Here is a 23,333-nt window from a genome sequence, read left to right on the forward strand (position 1 = left end):
TCTCGTCTTTCTTTTCATATATTAACCAATATCTCCAAGACGTAGTACGTCACGAGCGATCATAACTTCTTCGTCAGTTGGAATTACGATAATTTTTACTGGAGAGTGTGGGAAGCTGATGAATGCTTCTTCACCGAATACGTTATTACGTTTTGCATCGAAGTATACGCCCATGTACTCAAGGCCTTCTAATACGCGCTCACGAATAATCGCACTGTTTTCACCTACACCAGCTGTGAAGATGATTGCGTCTACACCTTTCATACGAGCAGTGTAAGAACCGATGTATTTGTGGATACGGCTTACGAATACATCAAGTGCTACTTTCGCACGGTGGTCGCCTTCTTCTTCTTTCGCAATGATGTCACGTAGGTCACTAGAGTATCCAGTAAGACCTAACATACCACTTTTCTTGTTTAATACGTTAACTACTTCTTCTACTGTTTGGCCTGTTTTTTCCATGATGTATGGAATTAACGCAGGGTCAAGGTTACCAGAACGTGTACCCATTGTTACACCAGCAAGTGGAGTGAAGCCCATAGAAGTATCGATAGATTTACCGCCTTCTACTGCTGCGATACTTGCACCGTTACCTAAGTGACAAGAAAGTAAGCTTAAGCTTTCAATTGGACGACCTAATAATTCAGCCGCACGCTCAGTTACATATTTATGAGAAGTTCCGTGGAAACCGTATTTACGGATGCCGAATTTTTCATAGTACTCATATGGTAAGCTGTATAGGAATGCAGATTCCGGCATTGTTTGGTGGAATGCTGTATCGAATACTGCTACTGCTGGTACGTTTGGTAATACTTCTTGGAATGCTTTAATACCAACAACGTTTGCTGGGTTATGAAGTGGTGCTAAATCGCTTAATTCTTCGATATCAGCTAATACTTCATCAGTAATTAAAACAGAGTCAGCAAATTTTTCGCCGCCGTGAACAACACGGTGACCGATACCGCCAATCTCATCTAGAGATTTAACGATTCCGTTTTCAGTTAATTTTTTAAGAAGCATATTAACTGCTACTGCGTGATCTGGAATGTTTGTAATTTCTTTTTGTTTTTCGCCATCTACAGTAATAGTGAAGATACTATCTTCTAAACCGATACGTTCTACTAAACCTTTTGTTAATACTGTTTCACTTGGCATTTCAAATAATTGGAATTTTAAGGAAGAGCTTCCTGCGTTAATCGCGATGATTTTTGACATCTAGTCTTTCGCCCCTTTTTCTCTTGGTAGTTGTGTGGATGTTTCCACAAACCGCTCGATTTTATCTGATCAAATTCACCAAATATGAAAACGTTTCATCATTAGCAAATTTTATACTCACGATTTTAATTTAAACATCGTCCGACATATATTTCAAGTGAAAAAATTGTAACACCAAGAAAAAATATATATTACAGATTTCAAAAAAATTCAGTTAAATCTTGTATATATTTAAAAATATGACATATTATATAAAACTGTACTACATAAATCACTAATACTGTTACATATACCTAGCTTTATTTATGTGTTGCAAACCAAGTATTTAATTGATCCATAATGTCTTCCATTGCCTTCATGTTAGAGAATTTAGGCAATTCCACTAATAACGCCTGTTTTGGCATTGTTACATTAGCGCCTTTCTTTTGGAGAACAAATATACTTTTTGCATTTTTCTCGTTTTTAAACATGGAAACAGGAAGCTGTAATAACCCTTGAATAAAGCATGTTTCTTTAATAAATGCATGTAATTTTGGTGCCTGGTCACTTTCAAAAATGAAGTTTGGTACTAAGAAGAATAAGTACCCGCCCTCTTTCGTATGTTTCACACTTTGTTCAATAAATAAGTGATGGGCATACGACATTCCTTCATCTGCTTTTAATTTATATTCACTTGCACCGATTTCGTTTGGATAATAACCAACCGGTAAGTCTGAAACGACTGCATCAACTGGATCGATATAAAGTGGTGCTAGTCCATCTTGATGGAAGAATTCGATTGCATGCTTTTGTAAATTTGCATTTACTAAAGCAAGTTTAATTAGCACTTCATCCACTTCTACACCAAATCCACTCATTGTTAGTCCTTCTTTGGCGCTATTAAACACTGTAGTCATTAAATTTCCTGTTCCAATTGCAGGATCTAAAACTGTGATCTCGTTTTGACCTTGCATAAATTTATGGAATAAGTAACTCATGAACATACCAACTGCATCAGGTGTCATTTCGTGATTCGCTTGTACGCCTTCTTTCATTCCTTTTAAGATGGCTAACTGAAATGCTTTACGAATTTCTTCACCTTTATATGTTTCTTCATTAAACGTACTATATTCACGATTCAGCCTTTCAATTGCTGATTCGGATAATTCCTCTTGTAAAATCGCTCCCTCAAACAAGTTATCACCTGTTTCTACAAGCGCCTCTAAATATGTTACATCTAATTCTTTACGTAAAACTACCGCAGAAGAATCAAAAATAGAAAATAATGTTTCTACTGTCTGACTCACGTACATTCCTCCTTCTCTCTTTTACACATAACTTATATCATACCACAAAGTGATTTTTTCCAAAAAGAAAAAGCGACCTCCTGTAAAGAGCTCCCCTTTAGTTATATGTGATATAACGTTTTTTCTCATATATCGATGCCGTTACAGAGCAATATATGAGAAAAAACGACCTCTTTATAAGAGGTCATTTTCTTCACATTACTTCGCAGATTTAGCTGCTTCTAATGCTGCTTCATAGTTTGGATGGCTTGTACCTTCGCTTACGTACTCTACGTAAACTACTTTGTCATTGCTATCTACTACGAATACTGCACGAGCAAGTAAACGAAGTTCTTTCATTACTAAGCCGTAAGCTTCACCGAATGAAAGGTCACGGTGGTCAGAAAGTGTTACAACATTTTCTAAACCGTTTGCTGCACACCAGCGTTTTTGAGCGAATGGTAAATCAGCGCTAATTGTTAATACTTTTGCGTTTTCAATACCTGCTGCATCTTGGTTAAAACGACGTGTTTGTGCATCACACACACCTGTGTCGATTGAAGGTACAACACTAATTAATTTCACTTCGCCTTTGTATGTTTCTAAACTTACTGGAGATAAGTCGTTTGCTAATACTTGGAAGTTTGGCGCTTGATCGCCAACTTTAACTTCTGTTCCAACTAAAGTCATTGGATTACCTTTAAAAGTTACGTTTGCCACTTGAAAATCCTCCCTTATTTAAACAAAATATGTACAATGTAAATGATAGTTTGTCCCTATCGATAATGCAAATAAAATCGCTTTATTTACAAAAAATTAAAGAAGCTAACCTATTGATTAGCTTCTTTATTCTTTAAATTTGAAATTCTGGATCATCTTCTTTTCGTTTATCCATCATTTCTTTCACTTTATCAACAGCTTGTGGCGCTAATTCAATTATTTTATCGATGACGTGTGTTTGTTTATCTAAATGCAATACTTTCACACCATCTCCATTTATAACAAGAAAGGCAACAGGATTAATAGAAACTCCTCCACCACTTCCCCCGCCAAATGGATGACGGCCTGAATGTTCTACTTTACCAAATTCACTTCCACCAGCAGCAAATCCGAAACTTACTTTCGAAACTGTAAGAATTACGCTTCCATCTGCCGCTTTAATTGGGTCACCAACAATTGTATTTACATCAGTCATTTGTTTTAAATGCTGCATTGCTGTTGTCATTAAACCTTGAATTGGATGGTCCATTCTATATCCCCCCTATGCTTGAACAGATTTTTCTGCCATACCAGATCTTTGTCTTCTCATAAAGACGAGTAATTTGACGCCAGTTTTTATAGCGCGGAATATACGAAAAGATGCTGTTAACTCGCATCTTGATGCAAATCCTTTCCCTTGAAAAACTGGGGTAATTTCAAATTCTGGTACGTCGACAATATGCATATATTGTCCGACAACTCCAGCAACCATACCTTTTGTCCCCCATGCATATCCAGTGACAATTCCAGTACTAGCTGCATCGCCTGCTCCAATTTGTGTATGCCATTTCCAACCATTGATTTTCACTCGTTTGAGAAAATCTTTAACAATAGTATGAACTTCTTGAAGCTTTTTTATCAGTTCACCAATGCTGTCAAGTTGCGCCATAATTTTATTATCGAGTCCGCCGTCTTCTTCAGCTTTTTCGATTTTCTGTCCTGTCTTTTTCTGCTGTTTTTCAATTCTTTCCAACACATCAAATGTATATCGAATCATCCATATTTTCACTTGAAGCAAACATTGCTTTTCCATTTCTGAATATAAAAATGTCACCTTAAGCTTTATTTTCGACAATAGTATAAACAAAATAAAAAGAAGAAGAATTATTATTCCAATTACGAGCCACTTCATACGTATCATCCTTTCACTCCGTACCCATTATCGACAACTTTATGCATCATTAAACAGAGTTCTATAAGATTGAATATAAAAATTTTTCTAAAAATAAAAAGGTGTTTTGACAATTTATATCGAAATATATTATTTGAACATATCATCAAGGAACAGACTCTAATGATATGTAGCACGAAAAACAGAAAATTTAACTGCAGTGGAGGGATACATAATGGCAGATCGTCGCAATTTATTTTTCTTTTATGGTGATGACAAAGCAACGCTCGTTGAAAAAATGAAACCAATCTATCGTATTTTAGAAGAGAATGGATTTACCATATTAGATCATCCAAAAAATGCAAACGCTATCGTCAGTGTTGGAGATGATGCAACTTTCTTACAAGCCGTTCGTAAAACTGGTTTTAGAGAAGATTGTTTATACGCAGGGATTTCTACGAAAGATGAAACTTCGTTCTACTGCGATTTCCATATTGATCACGTTGATACAGCCCTTCAAGAAATTACAAAAAATGAAATTGAAGTGCGAAAATATCCAACAATTCAGGTAGATGTAGATCATAGTACATCTTTCCATTGTTTAAATGAGTTCTCATTACGTTCTAGTATTATTAAAACATTCGTTGTAGATGTTCACGTTGATGATTTATACTTCGAAACATTTAGAGGGGACGGTTTAGTAGTTTCTACCCCAACAGGAAGTACTGCTTACAATAAATCATTGCATGGTGCAGTTGTTGACCCGCTTATCCCATGTTTCCAAGTAAGCGAACTAGCATCATTAAATAACAACACATATCGTACGCTCGGTTCACCGTTCATTTTAAATCACGAACGTACATTAACTTTAAAACTAAAACCAGACGGTAACGATTATCCTGTTATCGGCATGGATAACGAAGCGCTTAGCATTAAACAAGTAGAAAAAGCTGTTGTACGCTTAAGCGATAAACAAATTAAAACAGTTAAATTAAAAAACAATTCTTTCTGGGAAAAAGTACAAAGAACGTTTTTATAGAATTAAAATAACCGCAGAATTATGTAATTCCATAATTCTGCGGTTATTTATTTACCCCAATTGACGCGGACAATAATCTCTTACTATCCGGCCGTTATTCTTGTCAGTTTTTGTCGGTAAGTCGATATATTTTAATAATCGCTCATATATTTTTACTCATCTTTTCTATAGACAACTTGGCCATCTATTACGGTCATTTCTGCTTGCACTTCTTTTATTTCTTCTGCCTCAATTTCAAAAATATTGCGGTCTAATATTGTAAAATCTGCTTCATATCCTTTTGTAATTTGCCCTTGCTTCGCTTCTTTTCCGATTGCATAGGAACTTCCTGTTGTAAATAAAGAAACAGCCTCATAAATCGTTAATCTCTCCTCAGGCATATAGCATACACCGTCAATAAAACTTCTACGTGTAACAGCGCTATATATGCCTAAAAATGGATTCACTTGTTCAATGGGAGCATCTGAGCCACCGTTGCAGTGTAATCCTGCTTCCAATAACGTCTTCCAAGCGTACGCATAACGAAGACGACGCTCGCCTAGTTTTTCAATGACTGACGGAAAATCTGATGAAAGAAAGACTGGCTGTATATCGATAATGGCTTGCAAGTTTTTCATTCTTTCTATCAACTCTTCACGAGCAAGCTGACAATGAATAATACGGTCACGTAACCCTTTTGCTGGTGGATATAATTCGAGTGCATCAATGACATATTCAAGCGATAAATCACCGATAGTATGAATCGCAACTGGCATATGTAATTCTCGTGCTTTCTTCACTAATTCCGCAAGTTCTTCACGTGAGAAAATCGCAACCCCATTCGTTTCCTTCGCATCTTCATACGGTTCACTTAATAATGCTGTTCTTCCGCCAAAAGAACCGTCAGAGAAAATTTTCATTGCTCCAAATTCAATATAGTGTTCATTTTCATATTCTTTTCGTTCATGTGCTACTTCATGATGAACGAGCAAATGGGCTTTAAATGGCATTTCTTTTATAACGTGAGAAAACGCATTATATGTTTTTCTAAAACCACCATAATAATTTAAATCTTCCGTATGCCCGCCAACAAGTCCGTATTTCCAGCAATCTTTAATCGCTGTTTGCAGAGCTCTTTGCAAATAAGCTTCATCAATTTCTGGCTGAACGTGTTTAATTAATTCTTGCCCTTGTTCATATAAAAGCCCTGTTAACTTATTTGATGAATCCCTGCCAATTTTTCCGCCTTTTGGATCTTGCGTCGCTTCTGTTATGTTCGCTTCTTGCAGTATGTATGAATTAACCCATGTAACGTGACGACAAACTCTCTTTAATAAAATGGGATGGTCTTTCGAAATTTCATCTAAATCATGCGCGTGAACATCTTTCGTATCTGTAAAGTTATTTTCATTCCATCCTTCTCCAATAATCCAAGCGCCCTTTGGAGCTTCTTCCGCTTGCTTCTGAACGAGAGTAAGCACTTCACCATAAGATGTGCAATTTGATAAATCTAGACGAAGTAATCTCTCCCCATGTCCAATAAGGTGCATGTGGCTATCAACGAGACCTGGAATCATCGTTTTGCCTTTTAAATCGTGCAATGTAACCGCGGCATATTGGTTTTCTAACTCTTCTTTACTTCCAACATCAACGATCGTACCGTTTTCAACGTAAACTGCGTCCACTTTTTCATTTTCTTCTCTCATTGTGTAAATGGTGCCGCCATACCAAATTTCTCCCATATATCCCATCTCCTTTATTTTTTATTGTATAAAAAAAAGCACCATTTCAAAATATGGTGCTTTTCTTAAAATTACTTTTGTTCAGTAGTAGACGTTGTAACTTGCCATTCAATATTAAATTTATCTTTTACTTGTCCGTATGCTGGGCTCCAGAATGTTTCTTGAAGTGGCATGATAACTTCTCCACCTTCTTGTAACTTATCGAATACTTCTTTTGCTTTTTCTGCATTACTAATTTGAATTGCGATTGTTACTTGAGATCCGATTGCATGCTCTTGACCCGGGAATGTATCAGAAATCATAAGATCCGTATTACCAACTTTTAAAGTAGCGTGTAAAACGCGCTCTTTCGCTTCAGCTGGAACCGGGTATTCTGGATTTTCAGGCATATCACCAAAAGTTTGCATGACTTCTACTTTTGCATCTAAAGCCTCTTTATAAAACTGTACAGCTTCTTGCCCACTGCCATCTAAAACTAAGTACGGATTAATACCTAAAATCATACGGACACCTCTTTTTTTAGTTTATAAAATCGAACTTGTGTTCGTTTTTATTTTATCATTGTTTTGCATTTCATTCAACTATTTACTTCACTGTTTTCAAAATTATTTTGACGGAATCTCCATCTCTTGTTTTCTAAGTTCAATACGGCGAATTTTTCCAGAAATCGTTTTTGGTAGTTCATCTACAAATTCAATTTTGCGAGGGTATTTATATGGTGCAGTGAGTTCTTTGACGTGTTGTTGGAGTGTTGGAATTAATGTTTCTTCGTTCTTTTCTATATTCTCTCTTAATACGATAAATGCCTTCACGACACTTCCACGAATTTCATCAGGACTTGCGACAACTGCACATTCTCTTACGTACGGATGTTTTACAAGAGCATCCTCTACTTCAAATGGCCCGATTGTATAACCAGAACTAATAATGATATCATCACCGCGCCCTTCAAACCAGAAGTAGCCGTCTTCATCTTTCTTCGCTTTATCACCTGTAATATAATAATCACCGCGAAATTGCATCGCTGTACGTTCATTGTCTTTGTAATATTGTTTAAAGAGGGCCGGCGTTTCAATGTGAACTGCAATATCACCAACTTCGCCTACTTTAACTGGAGTACCTTCCTCATTTACGATATCGACGTGGTTACCTGGCGTTGGTTTCCCCATTGATCCTGGTCTAATATCCATCCCTTTCATTACACCAACAAGTAATGTATTTTCCGTTTGCCCATAGCCGTCTCTTACTGTAATATGAAAGTGCTTTTGGAACGTTTCAATGACTTCTCTATTTAACGGCTCTCCTGCGGATACAGCGCTATGTAATGCCTCTAAATTGTACTGGCTTAAATCTTCTACCTTTGCCATTAATCTATACTCAGTCGGTGTACAACAAAGCACATTCACCTTATTATCGTCTAATAAATTCAGGTACGTTTTCGGTTCAAACTTACCGTGATATACAAATCCTGTTGCCCCTGATCCTAGCGTTGCTAAAAACGGGCTCCAAATCCACTTTTGCCAGCCTGGACTAGCTGTTGCCCATACAATATCATTCTCTTCAATTCCGAGCCAATTTGGAGCGCTCGTACGTAAATGAGCGTATGCCCACGCATGTGTATGAACGACACCTTTTGGATTTCCTGTCGTTCCTGACGTGTAAGATAAAAAGACCATATCTTCTTTATCTGTCTTCGCCATTTCTAACATGTCACTCTCTGTTTCTAACGCTGTTTTCAAATTAACCCATCCATCTACTGATTGCTCGCTCAGGACAAATTTTCGAAGAGATTCCATCGCTTTTATATCATCAAATTGCCTAATATACGGCTCATAACTTACTATCGCTTTTACTTCTCCATGTCCAATTCGATATTCTATATCTTTTTTACGTAACATTTCCGAGCTTGGAATTACGACAAATCCTGCTTTAATAGCAGCAATATACGTCATGTACGCTTCAATTAAACGCGGCATCATAATGAGAAGCTTGTCCCCTTTTTGCAAACCACTTTTTATAAAAGCGTTTCCAATTTTATTCGCACCTTGCATTAATTCAGCGTATGTAACTTCCCTTCGATTCCCTTTATCATCTTGCCAAATTAAAGCTAACTTCCCTTTATCACCCGTATATTTCTCTATTTCAGAAACTAAATTATAAGACGGTGGCGCCAACAATTCTTCTCGCTTCATAAAATATCCTCCCTTTTCTTTATGCCTCCTTTATATAATAAAGAATTTTCTGTTAATTTTGAACCCTCTTCTTTTGACAAATTTTTCAGTTCTGTCGAATTAGCAAACGAAATTACATCGACTTACCGACAAATAGCGACACAACACAAAAAAGAAAGAGCGGGAGAACCCGCTCTTTCTAAGCCATCATATGGGATTATTTTTGGTAACCGCCTAATTGTTGCTCAGCTAGTGAAACTAGACGTTTAGTGATTTCACCACCAACAGAACCGTTAGCGCGAGCTGTTGCATCAGCTCCAAGTTGAACACCAAACTCTTGAGCGATTTCGTATTTCATTTGGTCTAATGCTGATTCAGCACCAGGAACCGCTAATTTATTTGTGCTACGTGACATGTTATATCACCTCCTTGTGAGTATAGAGTGTGATAAATAACATGACTTCATACACGTTTTAGATATGGTAATTTATGGTTTTAGAAAAGTTCTTCAAATTTTTCTTCTTCCGCCACTACTTCTACCGTTTGTAATACCATTGTTTCTTTGTTCGCTACAGCTTCATCGATTAATGGCGTGAAATCGTATTTCGCTTCAAAACGATTTGCTTTTTCACGTTTCGGCTTTGTCGCTGGGCTTGCTGGTGTGAATACAGTACAGCAATCTTCATATGGACGAATTGAAATATCATATGTGCCGATTTCTTCAGCGATTTTAATAATCTCTAATTTATCCATCGTAATAAGCGGACGAATAACTGGGTAGTTTGTTACTTCGTTAATCGTATGCATACTATCTAACGTTTGGCTTGCTACTTGTCCAAGACTTTCACCAGTCGTAATTGCAAGTGCGTTACGCTCCTCAGCAATACGTTCTGTAATACGCATCATCATACGGCGCATAACCGTCATTGAATAGCTAGATGGGATTTCTTTATTAATCGTTTTTTGCACTTCTGTAAACGGAACAAGGTGAAGCGTTACTCGTTTACAATACTTCGTTAACTCTTGCGCTAAATCGATTACTTTTTGTTTTGCACGCTCACTTGTGAAAGGTGGACTATGGAAGTGAACTGCTTCCACAGATACGCCGCGTTTCATCGTTAAGTACGCTGCTACTGGGCTATCAATACCACCAGAAAGAAGTACCATTACTTTTCCGCCAACGCCAACTGGTAAACCGCCAGCCCCCATACGCTCATCGCACATGATATAGCTATAGCCACTGCGGATCTCTACGCGTACATTTACATCTGGATTATGAACATCTACTGTAATATCTTCTGTGTTTTCTAGAATATGTCCGCCAATCTCAGGTAATAATTCCATCGTTCTCATTGGGAAATGCTTATAAGAACGGTGTACAGTAATTTTAAATGTTTTCACATCACCTTTTACTTGTAAGAAAGCTGCTAATGCACCTTCTTTAATGTCTTCTAATTCTGATGGTACTTTCATCGCTAAGTTAAATTTATGAATACCGAATACATCCTTCAATCTTTCAGAGACTGCTTCATGATCTTCACCATTTAACTGGATGTACATACGATCATGTGTTGCATCGATTTTAATATTTGGGAATTTTTTCAGTTTGAACTTCACGTTATCTTTTAATGTGCTTACAAACTTAGAACGGTTCTTACCTTTTGTCGTCATTTCTCCATAACGCACTAAAATATATTCATATTTCAACATAATTTCTTTACCTCATCACTTCATATAATTTTGGCATCGTCTCTTTTACAATACCTTCAAATTGTTTTACTTCTTCCATTGTGTTTTCTGGTGCCAAACTAATACGAATAGCGCTTGCAGCTGCTGCATGCGGCACTCCCATTGACACTAACACTCTGCTCACTTCATTTGCTTTTGAAGAACAAGCAGATTTCGTTGACACATATACACCGTGTTCTTCTAAAGCATGAACGACTACTTCTGGTTTTAAACCAACAAATGATACATTTAAAATGTGCGGTGCTGCATAGGCAAGCGACGTGTTAATCGTTACATCTTCCATCTCTTTAAAGAAACGAACAAGCTCTGCTTGTAAACTTTGCAAATGAGCTACCTTTTCTTTCACTTGTTCCATTGTCATGCGAAGTGCTTTCACCATCGCTACAATGCCAGGTAAATTCTCTGTACCAGAGCGATACTTAAGCTCTTGTTGACCACCTGATAAAATTGGATCTAATCTTACGCCATCGCGTACATAGAGAAGACCCGTTCCTTTTACACTGTGGAATTTATGTCCAGATATTGAGCAAAGATCAATATGAGAAGCATATAAATCAAGCGGTACTTTTCCTATCCCTTGCACATGATCTACATGGAATCTTATTTTCGGATGATTCGATAATAACGTTCCAATTTCAGCAACGGGCTGAATTGCTCCAGTTTCGTTGTTCACATGAATAATTGACACAAGAATCGTATCTTCACGAAGTGCTCGTTTCACATCTTCTACCGATACAACCCCATGCTCGTTAACCGGTAAATATGTTACATCAAACCCGAGTTCTTCTAATTGCTTATATGCCTCAAACACAGACGCGTGTTCAATATTTGTTGTAATGATATGTTTGCCGCGCGAACGATTCCTCATCGCTATCCCTTTAATCGCAAGGTTATTCCCTTCCGTTCCACCTGATGTGAAAATAATTTCAGAAGGTTTAACACGAAGAAGCTGCGCTGCAATCGTTCTTGATTGTGTTAATAGACGCTCTGCCTCTCCTCCAAGCGAATGAATAGAAGAAGGATTACCAAAATATTTCCCAGCAACCGTCACGTATGATTGAAGAGCTTCTGGATATGGCTTCGTCGTCGCACTATTATCAAAATAGATCATCGTTCTTCCCCTTTCAGCGCTATCACATCGTATAATCATATCATAAATACGTGTCATTACGCTAAGACTACGCAAAGGTTCCGTTTTATCTCGATTGGTGAAGACTAATAATTGGCGAGGATGCCCTCCTATTACAGTTTCACTTTATCCCGCGTTAACGGGCAATAAGACTCTCACCTCAAAATCCAGTTAGAGCAAAGAAGTTAGATGGGAGATTAACTGCCCGTAAATGCCCGATTGGTGAAGGCTAGTAATCAGTGGGGATGAATCCTCCCACCGATTACAGTTTCACTTTATTTTGAAACGAATAACCTTGCTGTATTCCGCTATTCATTATAGCAACATCGCCTGCAAAATTACATAAAAAAACAAACCCTTTTATGAAAGGGTTTGTTCATTGTCTACATATTCAGCTATTTTTTGAACAACGCCAGGTTCAAGTTGCTCTAATACTGAAGCCGCTTGTTCTAAAGCTGCATCGTATTGGTATTCACGGAATAATTTCTCAGCATAATTTAAACTTTCTGCTAGGTTTTCATCATGACTGCGGTAACGGTTACCGTACTGAATTAATTTTTCCACTAAATATGCTTGTCCAATTAACTCTTCTGTCATTTCAGCTACATCGTTCACAGTTGTATATGCTTCTTCTAAACTGCTATTTACAGCGTTCATATTTAACGGCTTCACTTCTAATTGTTCATATACAGCTTGCATTGCCATTTGCCCTCTTTTTAAATCTTCCATAATACTCTCTGGAAGACCTGGCAAATTCGACTTTTGCATAAAGCGTTTCGTTTCGAAAATAGTATTTCGCATTTCTTGTAACTTCTCACGCGCTTCAAATTCTTCTTTACGCATCGCTTGCAGCATTTCTTTATATTCTGCATGAAGTACTTTTAACGTTTCACATTGCTCATAAACCTCTTCTAGTTCCTCACGAATAATAGAGAAGGCAATATCTTGTTCAGCAACGCGTAATTGCAACATTTCAAAACGTTTCGTTAAAATGTGCATTTGCTTTTCAATTACTTTTTGAGACTCAATATCCTTATCTTGCAATTGATAGCTTTGTTTCACAAGTTGTGTTTCTGTTTTCGTTTCAATCGTTTCGATGCGCATTTCTTCTAAGTCATCATAAACAGAAAGTGTTTTTTGCTCCACATAATGTCTCGCATGTACTTCTTGTTCCAGCTGATCGTAGAACCCATCTAAACGTGTTTTTAAGTTTTCTACTTTTTCAGCCGCTTCTGTTATATGAAGCTCCTGTATATCCATTAAACATGTTTGTAGTTGTTTCGTCATATCGCGAACTTCTTTAGGGACTTCCAAATAATCTAATACATAACCTTGTCTTACCATATCATTATGTCCGTGTAATAAATCTTCCAGTTGAACTGGTAACGTCGCTTGACACTCTACCAATAAATCTGGAATTTGGTGAATAATGATTTCTAAATCTGCTAAACCTTCTTCCAAACTAATAACAATTTCTCTCGCTTTTAAATAGTCGCCATTGTTTGTTGCTTCTTCAAAGGTTTTAAATTTCTCAGATTCAGCGTCTAACATCTCTTCGATTTTCTGCTCTGCTGCTCCATACATATGTCTATGAGCAAGAACACTCTTTTTCATACTACGATATGTATCACGTAACCCTTCAATTTCCGAGCTATTTTTCTCATGGCTTTCTAACAATTGCTGTAATTCATTTAAAATGTCCGTAATACGATTATCAGCGTCATCTAAACCACTTATGGATTCGTTCATCGCATGCTTTGCTTTTCGGAAGGAGAATTGCGAGGCGAATTTTCGCGCTTGCGCTAAATCTTTGTCAGCTTTCGGAAGGGTTGTTGATACAATTTCATCCCATTCTTCACGCCATTTACCAAACAGTTCTTCTGTTTGACCCGTCATGTTTAAATCTTTTACCCGTTTTAGTTCATCTGCCACAGGTTTATCTTTTATCTCTTGTTTCCACTGCTCCAGTGCTTCAATATCTTTATATGAACGATTTCTTATCACAAGCTCTATCATGAGCAGCACTAGAATAGAGCTTACTACAATGATAACGATCGTCAGGATAGAATCCATGCAAAAAAGCCTCCTAGTTATATCTCTTTTTTTGTCCGTTCCGTTTATGAAATGGAAGGCATTATGTATAAAAAGGGAATTCCCCTATATTTAACAACTAACAATGTACTAATCATACCATGTAATGGTTTGTTTTTGACCTAGTTTTTTTTAAAATTTCATGTTTCTTTCAATGTGATTGTAATCTTTCTCAATATTCCGCCTACCTCACTACCTATCCTCAAATGATTGTAATAACAAACAATCTTTCGTATGGGATACGAAATAAATTTTCCGCATGAGTGGTGGTTCAACAGAAATTACATGTACATTTCCTTGCCTTACAGACTGCTCTACTGCCCTTTCTGGAAGTAACGTGATACCAAGGCCAGCTTTTACCATTGCAAGCATCGGTTCTGCGTAAGATGTTTCCACAGCTATAGTTGGTTTTACACCTATTTCATGAAACATGTTCATAATCATTTTCCTTACATCACATATTTCTGGATATACAATTAATTTTTCATTGTGCAGCTCTTCTATTTGAATGACTATCTTCTCTTTGTACGGATGATTAGTTGAAACGGCACAAACAATTTTCTCTTGTTGTACTTCTTTTATATACGTAGCCCCTTCTACTATTGAATCGATGAACATCGCGTCAATCTCCCGCGCTTTAAATAAATCTCTTAATACTTCCGTATGCCCGATTTGCCATTCCAATTCGAACTCATCACCTAATATATCTTTACATTCTGATATGTAATGCTCTGCTAAACTCGGTAGTATACCAATTGAAAATTTCTGGTTCTCTTGATATCCCCTCATTTCTGTTTTCACTTCATTTATTTGCTCCAAAATCGGTAGCATTCTTTTTATAAATAACTCTCCTGCCTCCGTTAACTCTACTCCTTGCGCAGAACGCTTAAGTAAAGTAACCTCTAAATCCGCTTCTAACTTTTGAATTTGTTTACTAAGCGCTGGTTGAGATATATGTAAAATCTTACTTGCCTTTGATAAACTTCGCGTATGCTTCACTTCAATAAACGATCGTACTGCCTCCAAATCCATCGTACACACCTCTAACAAAAAGTTATAACCGTTATAAGAAATCGCTATTTCCTCCTATAAACAATTACTCTTTATACTTATTTCATCAACTTACTATAACGAAATGTAAAGGGGAAAGATACTCTTGAACAAAAAACAAATGCTACTCGGATCCTTTCTATGCTTACTCGCCGTCACTGCCTGGGGATTTATGTTTCCTGTAATGGCAAATGCTCTGCAATTTATCGATCCGTTCTTCTTCACAACGATTCGCTATGGATCAGCAGCTATTATTTTTCTTATTTTGCTATTAATTACTGAAGGAAAGACTTCGCTCAGTTTAGAAAAAAGAACACTTTCTCTATTCTTTTACGGGACAGTCGGTTTCGCGGGGTATGGTTTTCTCGTTTTCTACGGACAACAACTTGCTGGACCTTCCGGAGCAATCCATGCAGCTATGATTCAATCCCTTATGCCACTGATTGCCTTATCACTGCAATGGATAACGAAAAATTGCCGCCCACAAAACTATACATTCCTTTGTATGTTCGTTGCATTACTTGGTGTTATGCTTGTCATTTCAAAAGGAAATATTCACTTATTATTTGGAGCTGCAAGCCACTTATCAACAAACATATTGATGCTATGCGGCGTTACTTGCTGGGTCATTTATACAAACGGGGGTGCTCGTTTTCAATCTTGGTCACCACTTAGGTACACGACATTAACTTGTTTATTTGGCTCCATTTCACTCATCGTTATTGTTACTTTCTTAACGTACACAAATATAGTTACTATGCCGTCACTGCATACAGTTGTGAGCGTTCGTTTTGAGCTCTTTTATATGTCGATTATCGCAGGCGTTATCGCTGTATTTTGCTGGAATATGGGAAATCGCTATATTTCATCTATTAACGGCATATTATTTATGAATTTAGTTCCTATCCTTGCACTGATCGGTTCTATCTTTCGAGGTTATACAGTCGATAAAATTGAAATCGCTGGAGCAGCATTAACAATTATCGCGCTATTATGTAACAATTTATGGCAAAGAAAAGTAAACATAAAAATCCCCACCTCAGTTCGTTAGGTGGGGATTCTTCACATATGAACAGCTCTTGGCCATTCATGGTACATATTCGCTTTACATAATGCTTGTTCCATCCATTGCTCAATCTCTTTCGTATACATTTCTATGAAAAATGTCTCAGATGGGAAAGAATGCAGTACTTCTGATATATATTGTGGATATAAAAACGGCATATTTATCATACCTTTTAATTGCGTCATAAACATTGTAAATGATACTTTCTGAAATTCTTGTTTCATTTGTCCTTGTCTAATCATTTGTTCTATATAATATCTTTCTTTAGAAAAATAAACGGTCATCACTTCACGAATTAATGTCGTATCAAGCGAAAGCTCTCGGTAGAAGAAACGTGTTAGTTCTCTATTTTCAAATTGATATCGTAAAATCCCGCGCACCATTTGCACCATCACATCTTTAGCCGACAAATACTCTCTCTGTTCAAACGACATTTCAATCACATGAATATATCCTTCTAAAAAATCAGTAATAAGCTGTTCTAATAAACCTTGCTTCCCAGCAAAATAATATGAAATATTCGCTACATTCACATCCGCTCGCTTTGCAATGTCTCGCACCGACGTTCCATCATAACCTTTCGTATTAAACAACGATATTGCCGCATCAATTACTTTTTGTTTCGTCTGCTTCATGCGCTCACTTCCCTTCAATGAACAGCTATAGTTTAAATTTCTTGACTTTTAAGACAAATTCCTTTAATTTTCTATCGACAAAGTCATGTGAAATACATCGTATTTTGCTAATATTTTACACATCTCGATAAAAAAGGAGCTGTTTCCATGTTTACTAAAGAAAGTTATGCAGGATCTCGCGTGCAGCAATATGAGACAGTAATTAAACAACTGGATGCGTTATTAACTGGCGAATCAAACGTAGTCGCAAACTTATCAAATGCGTCCGCATTATTAAACCAATTTTTAGATCGCGTTAATTGGGTTGGCTTTTACGTAACAGAAGGAACTCAGCTTGTTCTTGGACCGTTCCAAGGAATGCCTGCTTGCGTGCGCATTCCATTTGGACGAGGCGTTTGCGGCGTAGCAGCTGAAACGAAAACAACACAGCTTGTAGCAGACGTTCACCAATTCCCAGGTCACATCGCTTGCGATAGTGCTTCTAATTCAGAAATCGTTGTACCGATTGTGAAAGAAGGAGTTGTCATTGGTGTACTTGACATTGATAGTCCTGAAAAGAATCGTTTTGATGAAGTAGATCAGCGCTATTTAGAAAAGTTTGTGGAAACACTCCTAAAACATATGTAAAAAGAAAAGAGCGAGTTATCGATTTAGTACGTCCTGTACAAAACCGATAGCTCACTCTTTTTTATTGATTAACAGTAGATATTTTCTTTAATGCCTGCTCTAAATCAGAAGCGATATCCTCCCACGATTCTAAACCGACTGATAAGCGTATTAAATTATCGAAAATGCCCATTTCTTTTCTTAGTTCAGCTGGAATCGCAGCATGCGTCATCGTTGCTGGATGCTGAATTAACGTTTCTGTATCTCCTAAACTCACCGCAATTGTAATAAAGTGAAGATCATTAATAAACGCTTGCGTCTCTTCTTTTCCGCCTTTTACTGAAAAAGAAATAACACCGCCCCCTTGTTTCATTTGACGAGATGCTAACTCCCCTTCTGGATACCAAACACCTTCTACCGCATCATGTTTTCTTAAGAACGATACAATTTTTTCTGCATTATCACAATGACGATCCATTCTTACTGCTAACGTCTTTAACCCGCGTAATAATAACCACGCATCAAACGGCGCCATAATACCGCCGATATCCTTTCGCATCGGGCGAATCTTTTCAGCTAATGCTTTCGTTTTACAAATTGTTACGCCCGCTACAACGTCACCATGGCCTCCAATATATTTTGTCGCACTATGCACAACAGCGTCACAGCCAAGCTCAAGCGGTCTTTGTAAATAAGGTGAACAAAATGTATTATCAACAATAACAAGTAAGCCTTTTCGCTTCGCAACCCGAATCACTTGTTTTAAATCAATTAATTTCATTGTCGGATTAATTGGTGTTTCAACGAAAATAAGCTTTGTATTTGGGCGAATTTTATTTTCAATATCAACCTCTGTCTCCATATCACAAAACGAATGCGTAATCATAAATTTTTCTTCTAACACTTCTAAAAAACCGTACGTACACCCATATAATCCATTTGAACAAATAATATGATCTCCAGCCTTTAAAAAACCAATTAAAGTTGCTGAAATAGCTGCCATACCAGATCCGAAGGCAAGCGCCTCTTCTCCTCCTTCTAACACCGCCATACGTTCTTCAAATAATTTCACAGTTGGATTTCCAAGCCGTGAGTAAATATAAGATGGATCCACTCCCGCAAAACTCGCCTCTCCTTGCTGCGCAGTTTCAAATGTAAATGTAGAAGTTTGAAATAAAGGTGGTGTTAAACTTCCTTTATGTTCCTCAGGTATATAACCGTGGTGAATTAACGCTGTCTCCATATGCTTCTTTTTCATAAAAACATCCCCCTTATGTTTTTATTGCCGCATATTCATCCATAAAAATTTGATGAACGTTTTCCTTCATTTTATGTAAGCGTTTTATTTGTGTTTCTATCTCTTCTTCTATATTGTTTTAAATTCCTTCTTATATTAATTTCCAAAATTTTTATGCATAAAACAAAAACGTACTCGCTTGACGAAACTCTGGGTAAAAGATATAATAGCGTTTGTGTAAAATAAAAAGGCAGCCTTGTAATGTGAGTTTATCGTTTGTATTTTGTTCCTCTACGGAGGTGTATCTCGTAACTCCCTGCTGCTGGAGCGAAGGTACATGAAAATAAAATGCCCGTAAATATCGATTACGTCTGTTTTTATTTTACGTAAATAAAAACATTTTTAAAGGAGGAGTCAACTATGGCTCGTTATACAGGTCCAGCTTGGAAACTGTCTCGTCGTCTTGGAATCTCTCTAAGCGGCACAGGAAAAGAATTAGAAAAACGCCCTTACGCACCAGGTCCTCACGGTCCTAACCAACGTAAGAAACTTTCAGAATACGGTTTACAATTACAAGAGAAACAAAAACTTCGTCACATGTACGGCATGACTGAGCGTCAATTCCGTCGCACATTTGACCAAGCAGGTAAAATGCCTGGTAAGCACGGCGAAAACTTCATGATCCTTCTTGAAGCTCGTCTTGACAACTTAGTTTACCGTATGGGCTTAGCTCGCACTCGTCGTGCAGCTCGCCAATTAGTAAACCACGGTCACATCATGGTTGATGGCGCTCGCGTAGATATCCCATCTTACCGTGTAAAACCTGGTCAAACTATCAGCGTTCGCGAAAAATCTAACAGCCTTGTTGTTGTTAAAGAAGCGATCGAAGTTAACAACTTCGTACCAGAATACTTAACTTTCGATGCTGACAAATTAGAAGCTACTTACACTCGTCACGCTGAGCGTTCTGAGTTACCAGCTGAAATCAACGAAGCATTAATCGTAGAGTTCTACTCTCGTTAATCTCGGTACTCTGAAAAGAGTATTATTAAAAGCCTTAGGAACCTTGTTTATCAAGGGGCCTGGGCTTTTTTTATTTGTCACTAATAATGCAAAATAAAGCATTAAAAAGTATACACCTGGGGCTAGTTTGGGACAAAAAATATAATGGTTGGCGTGTGTATAGAAATGGATAAGTGTAAAAAACAGATGATAAAAAGAGTTAATTGTTTTGAAAGAAAAATTCACCGAGATCCCTCTTCATGTACAAGACTTTCAAAAATTAAAAATGTTATTAGATGAATTGGTACAAGATGAAATAATGTTCATAGAAGGGGTTTCTAAGTATTCTTTAGATATTTCTTCTAAAAAAATCTAAAGAATACTTAGAAGCGAATTTTTCCCCGATCCATACTTGACAATTACTGCTATAAACATTACCCCCAGTAATCAAGGTAAAGGAAGTATTGTTCTGGAATAGTTTAAAGCATTCGCTAAAGAAAAAGGATTTGAATGATTAGTATTACAAGAAGTTATAACTGAAGAAGGTTACCACTTTGCATTAAAAAATAGTTTCTCAAAAAAGCTTAATCCATTCGAGGAAATATTTAGAAAGCTTGATAGTACTGACGGAAATTATGAACTACATTTATAAAAATAAAAAAGTGAACGAATATTTTTTCATACTCGTTCACTTTTTTATTTGGTGAATCATTTAATACCACCAGTTCTTTACTCCCCATTTCAGTTGGAATATGGATAAATTCGCTTTTAGGTATATTATTATCTCTAATAAACTCATTGCAATGTAACATTTACAGTTATCTCCTTAAATCGGTATAATTTACTTATTAAAGGAGGGAGATTTTTGAGTTTAAATATGTACTTAGGGGAAGTACAGGCTCAAACACAAAGTATGAATGCTTTCTGTACCGCTACTATTCAAGGTATGGAACAAGCTATTCAGTCAATTGATGCTTTTACAAGTGATACCGTTCTACAAGGGCAAACTTACGATAGTGCAAAAGCATTTTTCGCAGAAACCTTTCGCCCTTTAGCACAAGGAATTATTTACTTATGTGAGGAATTAATTCGTCAGAACGATGCCTTTCCAAGTCAATTTCAATCACAGGTAGCTTCAACAGATGTTATTGAACAAGAAATATTAGAACAAATTCGAGAAATTGACCGAATGATAGCAAGTACAGAAGCACTCCATCAAACTATGCCAAATCCGGGCATGAACGATATCGTAAATCTTTTTGCTGTCATGAAACAAAAACTGCAAGAGAAACTAGAACAGCTATATGAATTTAATCAAACATCTAGCGATAACTATAGTACAGCAATTCAATTAGCCGCTAACATTGCGACAGGTTTAGCCGAAGTCCAAAGTGGAAAAGGTTTTAGTCCTGCAAGTGGTACATTTAGTACACAAGGGTTGAATATGGAATGGGTGACTTCTATTCAATCGATTACAGAAGATAAGAATCGTCAGGCTGATAATTCAATTGAAGAAGGTGCAATGTGTGGCAAAATCCCACCACAATCAGAACAATCCTTTTGGGATAGAAATAAAAAGGATTTGAGCGATGCCTGGACTGGTATTTCCACTGGTGTAGTAGATGGCGTTGTAGACGCATGGGACGGATTTGTTGCTTTGGGAGATAAAGAGACCTGGTTAAACATGAAAGATGCAATCGTAAATTATAAAGAAACCCTACCTGCGGCATGGAATGCCCTGTCCGATTCATTCATGAACGAATTATGGAATGGGGATATGGAAAGTAGGGAACATTATGCAGCTTATGTAGTCACCTCGCTACTCACAGGTTTTATTGGTAGCAAAGGTCTGGATAAAGTTGGACAAGCAGGAAAAGTAGCAACTGTTACAAGTCTTACAAAAGGAAAATCGCTTCTAACACACTCCTCTGTATACACAAATGCATTATATATATTAAATAACTATGAGTTAAAAGCTGGTAATCACCTTTCATATGCGGGTATTGGTAGTACACAACAATATTTGCAGAAAGCGGCCACATATACTTATGAAGGTCCAAATGGTCCAAAAACAATTAGATTAAGAAAAGGGGAATTGGCGGGAGATAAACATCCAGTTTCAGGTGTACCGTATGACGCAAAAGGATTTCCTATTTTCGATGCCGTTACAGAAATAACATTAAAAGAAGTAGATTTAAAAAAAGATAGAACAGCACAATTTAGAATATGTAATAAGGCACTGTACGAACAAATATTAAAAGACCCTAAATTAGCTTCTAAATTTACAGAAAAAGAAATTGAAATGTTTAAAAGTGGAAAGAAACCTAAAACATATACATGGCACCACCACCAGGATACAGGAAGAATGCAACTTGTAGATGCGAAATTACATAAGCAGACTGGTCACACAGGTGGGTATAAAATTTGGGGAAAAGATAGTGATAAATAAGGGGGAATATATATGAATCATATTTCTTGGTCTGAAGTAAGTGAAACGAAAGTTACAGATAAAGAGATTGAACAAGTAGAAAAATATTTTGGTATTAAATTTCCTGAAGATTTCATTGCATGTGTAAAGAAATACGATGGAGGTTATCCTGATCCTAATAGCTTTTATTTACCTGGGCAAGATGAAAATATCTTCAATGATTTGTTGACTTTTCATATAGAGGATGAATATTCAATTGTTCAAAATTACGAAGATATAAAAGAAGAATTAATAGACAACGTATACCCCTTTGCAAATGATCCATTTGGGAATTTCTTGTGTTTTGATTATCGAAACAATCCTGCATCACCAACAATCGTATTTTGGGATCATGAGGAAGAAGAGATGGAAGAAGCAATTTACCCTGTTTGTTCATCTTTTACAGAATTGCTAGATAGCTTACGCGATTTTGAAGACGACGAATAAAATAAAAAAAGAAGAACGCCTTGTAGTGAGGATTAACGTTCTTCTTTTTCATTTTGAATATGGATAGGTTCGCTTTTGATGTATGTTAATACCTTTTTGATTAAATAAAAAAAGAACCTGCTCATAGCTATGTAAATTCTCCATCCATTTCTTAGAATAACATCCTAACTTAAGATATTATCTTCAATTATTTAATATTCCTCCGCACCTCATGGAAAATATTGTATTTACTATTAGATATCTCGCTTTTAAAATATGGTAAAATATTCTTCAAACACATATTAAGGAGGTATCATCCAATGACTAATACTTTACTTGATACATTAAAAAATTTTATTGATTTTATAAATCCAGAAGGAGCAAAATCAAAAGAAATTCAAGAAAATATCACTCGTTCTCACATCGATGCTGCTAATATTTATTGTCGAAACATTAATGAGTTATCGGCACAATTTGAAGTGCCCCCCGAAAAGGGGACACCAATCAAAACACCTAAACCACTTGTTCCCTAAATTCTTTAGGGGATAGGTGGTTTAATTTTTCTTGAATTCGCACACAATTGTAGTAATGAAT

General features: G+C 36.8%; 24 protein-coding genes and 1 pseudogene. 8 read left to right on the forward strand and 17 right to left on the reverse strand.

Annotated elements, in window-relative coordinates:
* Nucleotides 1-21 precede the first annotated feature (21 nt).
* The 5 genes from ackA to MR143_RS05935 all read right to left on the reverse strand — a co-directional run bounded on the left by ackA (nucleotide 22) and on the right by MR143_RS05935 (nucleotide 4,380).
* Nucleotides 22-1,215 (reverse strand): acetate kinase, encoded by a 1,194-nt coding sequence (gene ackA, locus MR143_RS05915; RefSeq protein WP_000034575.1) that lies wholly within the window; start codon nucleotides 1,213-1,215, stop codon nucleotides 22-24.
* A gap of 299 nt (nucleotides 1,216-1,514) precedes the next feature.
* The gene (locus tag MR143_RS05920) at nucleotides 1,515-2,501 is read right to left on the reverse strand and encodes a class I SAM-dependent methyltransferase (protein ID WP_000084367.1); all 987 of its coding nucleotides are present in this window, start codon (nucleotides 2,499-2,501) and stop codon (nucleotides 1,515-1,517) included.
* 198 nt (nucleotides 2,502-2,699) lie between these two features.
* Nucleotides 2,700-3,200: a thiol peroxidase gene (gene tpx / locus MR143_RS05925; protein WP_000024529.1), complete on the reverse strand. Its 501-nt coding sequence runs from the start codon at nucleotides 3,198-3,200 to the stop codon at nucleotides 2,700-2,702.
* A gap of 133 nt (nucleotides 3,201-3,333) precedes the next feature.
* Nucleotides 3,334-3,729 carry a GerW family sporulation protein gene (gene ytfJ / locus MR143_RS05930; RefSeq protein ID WP_000350003.1) on the reverse strand — a complete coding sequence of 132 codons (396 nt, stop codon included), beginning with the start codon at nucleotides 3,727-3,729 and terminating at the stop codon, nucleotides 3,334-3,336.
* 12 nt (nucleotides 3,730-3,741) lie between these two features.
* Entirely contained in the window at nucleotides 3,742-4,380 is a 639-nt protein-coding gene (locus MR143_RS05935) for a DUF2953 domain-containing protein (protein WP_002164202.1), read from the reverse strand.
* 205 nt (nucleotides 4,381-4,585) lie between these two features.
* On the opposite strand from MR143_RS05935, the gene MR143_RS05940 reads away from it, so the two are divergent.
* Nucleotides 4,586-5,389 (forward strand): NAD kinase, encoded by an 804-nt coding sequence (locus tag MR143_RS05940; protein ID WP_000785185.1) that lies wholly within the window; start codon nucleotides 4,586-4,588, stop codon nucleotides 5,387-5,389.
* A 152-nt stretch (nucleotides 5,390-5,541) separates the two neighbouring features.
* Here the strand turns inward: MR143_RS05940 and MR143_RS05945 are convergent, their stop codons facing one another.
* The 8 genes from MR143_RS05945 to MR143_RS05980 form a co-directional block, all read right to left on the reverse strand.
* Nucleotides 5,542-7,110, reverse strand: coding sequence for an amidohydrolase (locus MR143_RS05945; protein ID WP_000504000.1), 1,569 nt, complete (start codon nucleotides 7,108-7,110; stop codon nucleotides 5,542-5,544).
* Between the two features lie 71 nt (nucleotides 7,111-7,181).
* Complete coding sequence (locus MR143_RS05950; RefSeq protein WP_000600361.1) at nucleotides 7,182-7,613, reverse strand: VOC family protein; 432 nt, start codon at nucleotides 7,611-7,613, stop codon at nucleotides 7,182-7,184.
* 102 nt (nucleotides 7,614-7,715) lie between these two features.
* Complete coding sequence (mbcS, locus tag MR143_RS05955; RefSeq protein WP_000817776.1) at nucleotides 7,716-9,302, reverse strand: acyl-CoA synthetase MbcS; 1,587 nt, start codon at nucleotides 9,300-9,302, stop codon at nucleotides 7,716-7,718.
* 196 nt (nucleotides 9,303-9,498) lie between these two features.
* Nucleotides 9,499-9,696, reverse strand: coding sequence for an alpha/beta-type small acid-soluble spore protein (locus MR143_RS05960; RefSeq protein WP_000091640.1), 198 nt, complete (start codon nucleotides 9,694-9,696; stop codon nucleotides 9,499-9,501).
* Between the two features lie 80 nt (nucleotides 9,697-9,776).
* Complete coding sequence (gene thiI / locus MR143_RS05965) at nucleotides 9,777-10,991, reverse strand: tRNA uracil 4-sulfurtransferase ThiI (RefSeq protein ID WP_000922337.1); 1,215 nt, start codon at nucleotides 10,989-10,991, stop codon at nucleotides 9,777-9,779.
* Nucleotides 10,992-10,998: 7 nt separating this feature from the next.
* Nucleotides 10,999-12,141 carry a cysteine desulfurase family protein gene (locus tag MR143_RS05970; RefSeq protein WP_000638992.1) on the reverse strand — a complete coding sequence of 381 codons (1,143 nt, stop codon included), beginning with the start codon at nucleotides 12,139-12,141 and terminating at the stop codon, nucleotides 10,999-11,001.
* Between the two features lie 378 nt (nucleotides 12,142-12,519).
* Entirely contained in the window at nucleotides 12,520-14,232 is a 1,713-nt protein-coding gene (gene ezrA / locus MR143_RS05975; RefSeq protein ID WP_000377300.1) for a septation ring formation regulator EzrA, read from the reverse strand.
* 210 nt (nucleotides 14,233-14,442) lie between these two features.
* The gene (locus MR143_RS05980; RefSeq protein ID WP_000362521.1) at nucleotides 14,443-15,282 is read right to left on the reverse strand and encodes a LysR family transcriptional regulator; all 840 of its coding nucleotides are present in this window, start codon (nucleotides 15,280-15,282) and stop codon (nucleotides 14,443-14,445) included.
* 124 nt (nucleotides 15,283-15,406) lie between these two features.
* Between MR143_RS05980 and MR143_RS05985 the strand changes: the two genes are divergently transcribed.
* Complete coding sequence (locus MR143_RS05985) at nucleotides 15,407-16,351, forward strand: DMT family transporter (protein WP_002181039.1); 945 nt, start codon at nucleotides 15,407-15,409, stop codon at nucleotides 16,349-16,351.
* Nucleotides 16,352-16,362: 11 nt separating this feature from the next.
* On the opposite strand, the gene refZ is transcribed toward MR143_RS05985, so the two are convergent.
* Nucleotides 16,363-17,001 (reverse strand): forespore capture DNA-binding protein RefZ, encoded by a 639-nt coding sequence (refZ, locus tag MR143_RS05990; protein WP_000814921.1) that lies wholly within the window; start codon nucleotides 16,999-17,001, stop codon nucleotides 16,363-16,365.
* 147 nt (nucleotides 17,002-17,148) lie between these two features.
* On the opposite strand from refZ, the gene MR143_RS05995 reads away from it, so the two are divergent.
* Nucleotides 17,149-17,628: a GAF domain-containing protein gene (locus MR143_RS05995; RefSeq protein WP_000494343.1), complete on the forward strand. Its 480-nt coding sequence runs from the start codon at nucleotides 17,149-17,151 to the stop codon at nucleotides 17,626-17,628.
* 61 nt (nucleotides 17,629-17,689) lie between these two features.
* On the opposite strand, the gene megL is transcribed toward MR143_RS05995, so the two are convergent.
* The gene (gene megL, locus MR143_RS06000) at nucleotides 17,690-18,865 is read right to left on the reverse strand and encodes a methionine gamma-lyase (protein ID WP_000726560.1); all 1,176 of its coding nucleotides are present in this window, start codon (nucleotides 18,863-18,865) and stop codon (nucleotides 17,690-17,692) included.
* Between the two features lie 399 nt (nucleotides 18,866-19,264).
* Here megL and rpsD point away from each other — a divergent pair, with 399 nt between their 5' ends.
* The gene (gene rpsD / locus MR143_RS06005) at nucleotides 19,265-19,867 is read left to right on the forward strand and encodes a 30S ribosomal protein S4 (protein WP_000135317.1); all 603 of its coding nucleotides are present in this window, start codon (nucleotides 19,265-19,267) and stop codon (nucleotides 19,865-19,867) included.
* Nucleotides 19,868-20,075: 208 nt separating this feature from the next.
* A pseudogene (locus MR143_RS06010) lies at nucleotides 20,076-20,498 on the forward strand (N-acetyltransferase).
* On the opposite strand, the gene MR143_RS06015 reads toward MR143_RS06010, so the two are convergent.
* The gene (locus MR143_RS06015) at nucleotides 20,452-20,658 is read right to left on the reverse strand and encodes a hypothetical protein (protein ID WP_000902086.1); all 207 of its coding nucleotides are present in this window, start codon (nucleotides 20,656-20,658) and stop codon (nucleotides 20,452-20,454) included. The pseudogene MR143_RS06010 and the gene MR143_RS06015 overlap by 47 nt on opposite strands.
* A 53-nt stretch (nucleotides 20,659-20,711) precedes the next feature.
* Between MR143_RS06015 and MR143_RS06020 the strand changes: the two genes are divergently transcribed.
* The 3 genes from MR143_RS06020 (at nucleotide 20,712) to MR143_RS06030 (ending at nucleotide 23,272) form a co-directional block, all read left to right on the forward strand.
* Complete coding sequence (locus MR143_RS06020) at nucleotides 20,712-22,295, forward strand: HNH endonuclease (protein ID WP_000056040.1); 1,584 nt, start codon at nucleotides 20,712-20,714, stop codon at nucleotides 22,293-22,295.
* A 12-nt stretch (nucleotides 22,296-22,307) separates the two neighbouring features.
* Nucleotides 22,308-22,760, forward strand: a complete 453-nt coding sequence (locus MR143_RS06025) for an SMI1/KNR4 family protein (protein ID WP_001015677.1) — start codon at nucleotides 22,308-22,310, stop codon at nucleotides 22,758-22,760.
* Between the two features lie 299 nt (nucleotides 22,761-23,059).
* Nucleotides 23,060-23,272, forward strand: a complete 213-nt coding sequence (locus MR143_RS06030) for a hypothetical protein (protein ID WP_000185631.1) — start codon at nucleotides 23,060-23,062, stop codon at nucleotides 23,270-23,272.
* On the opposite strand, the gene MR143_RS06035 is transcribed toward MR143_RS06030, so the two are convergent.
* Nucleotides 23,253-23,333 (reverse strand): IS3 family transposase (locus MR143_RS06035; protein WP_142243365.1); only part of this gene is annotated, 81 nt, incomplete at its 5' end. The genes MR143_RS06030 and MR143_RS06035 overlap by 20 nt on opposite strands.

Source organism: Bacillus cereus group sp. BfR-BA-01347 (genome assembly GCF_022663835.1).
GTDB lineage: Bacteria > Bacillota > Bacilli > Bacillales > Bacillaceae_G > Bacillus_A > Bacillus_A thuringiensis_K.

Excerpts from the sequence above, each read along its gene's own strand:
- rpsD (WP_000135317.1), top strand. The coding sequence starts at position 19,265 with ATGGCTCGTTATACAGGTCCAGCTTGGAAACTGTCTCGTCGTCTTGGA.
- MR143_RS05970 (WP_000638992.1), bottom strand. The coding sequence starts at position 12,141 with ATGATCTATTTTGATAATAGTGCGACGACGAAGCCATATCCAGAAGCT.
- mbcS (WP_000817776.1), bottom strand. The coding sequence starts at position 9,302 with ATGAAGCGAGAAGAATTGTTGGCGCCACCGTCTTATAATTTAGTTTCT.
- ackA (WP_000034575.1), bottom strand. The coding sequence starts at position 1,215 with ATGTCAAAAATCATCGCGATTAACGCAGGAAGCTCTTCCTTAAAATTC.
- MR143_RS05950 (WP_000600361.1), bottom strand. The coding sequence starts at position 7,613 with ATGATTTTAGGTATTAATCCGTACTTAGTTTTAGATGGCAGTGGGCAA.
- MR143_RS05995 (WP_000494343.1), top strand. The coding sequence starts at position 17,149 with ATGTTTACTAAAGAAAGTTATGCAGGATCTCGCGTGCAGCAATATGAG.
- ytfJ (WP_000350003.1), bottom strand. The coding sequence starts at position 3,729 with ATGGACCATCCAATTCAAGGTTTAATGACAACAGCAATGCAGCATTTA.
- MR143_RS05945 (WP_000504000.1), bottom strand. The coding sequence starts at position 7,110 with ATGGGAGAAATTTGGTATGGCGGCACCATTTACACAATGAGAGAAGAA.
- MR143_RS05940 (WP_000785185.1), top strand. The coding sequence starts at position 4,586 with ATGGCAGATCGTCGCAATTTATTTTTCTTTTATGGTGATGACAAAGCA.
- ezrA (WP_000377300.1), bottom strand. The coding sequence starts at position 14,232 with ATGGATTCTATCCTGACGATCGTTATCATTGTAGTAAGCTCTATTCTA.
- megL (WP_000726560.1), bottom strand. The coding sequence starts at position 18,865 with ATGAAAAAGAAGCATATGGAGACAGCGTTAATTCACCACGGTTATATA.
- refZ (WP_000814921.1), bottom strand. The coding sequence starts at position 17,001 with ATGAAGCAGACGAAACAAAAAGTAATTGATGCGGCAATATCGTTGTTT.
- MR143_RS06025 (WP_001015677.1), top strand. The coding sequence starts at position 22,308 with ATGAATCATATTTCTTGGTCTGAAGTAAGTGAAACGAAAGTTACAGAT.
- MR143_RS06030 (WP_000185631.1), top strand. The coding sequence starts at position 23,060 with ATGACTAATACTTTACTTGATACATTAAAAAATTTTATTGATTTTATA.
- MR143_RS05960 (WP_000091640.1), bottom strand. The coding sequence starts at position 9,696 with ATGTCACGTAGCACAAATAAATTAGCGGTTCCTGGTGCTGAATCAGCA.
- MR143_RS05980 (WP_000362521.1), bottom strand. The coding sequence starts at position 15,282 with ATGGATTTGGAGGCAGTACGATCGTTTATTGAAGTGAAGCATACGCGA.
- MR143_RS05935 (WP_002164202.1), bottom strand. The coding sequence starts at position 4,380 with ATGATACGTATGAAGTGGCTCGTAATTGGAATAATAATTCTTCTTCTT.
- MR143_RS06015 (WP_000902086.1), bottom strand. The coding sequence starts at position 20,658 with ATGTTACATTGCAATGAGTTTATTAGAGATAATAATATACCTAAAAGC.
- thiI (WP_000922337.1), bottom strand. The coding sequence starts at position 10,991 with ATGTTGAAATATGAATATATTTTAGTGCGTTATGGAGAAATGACGACA.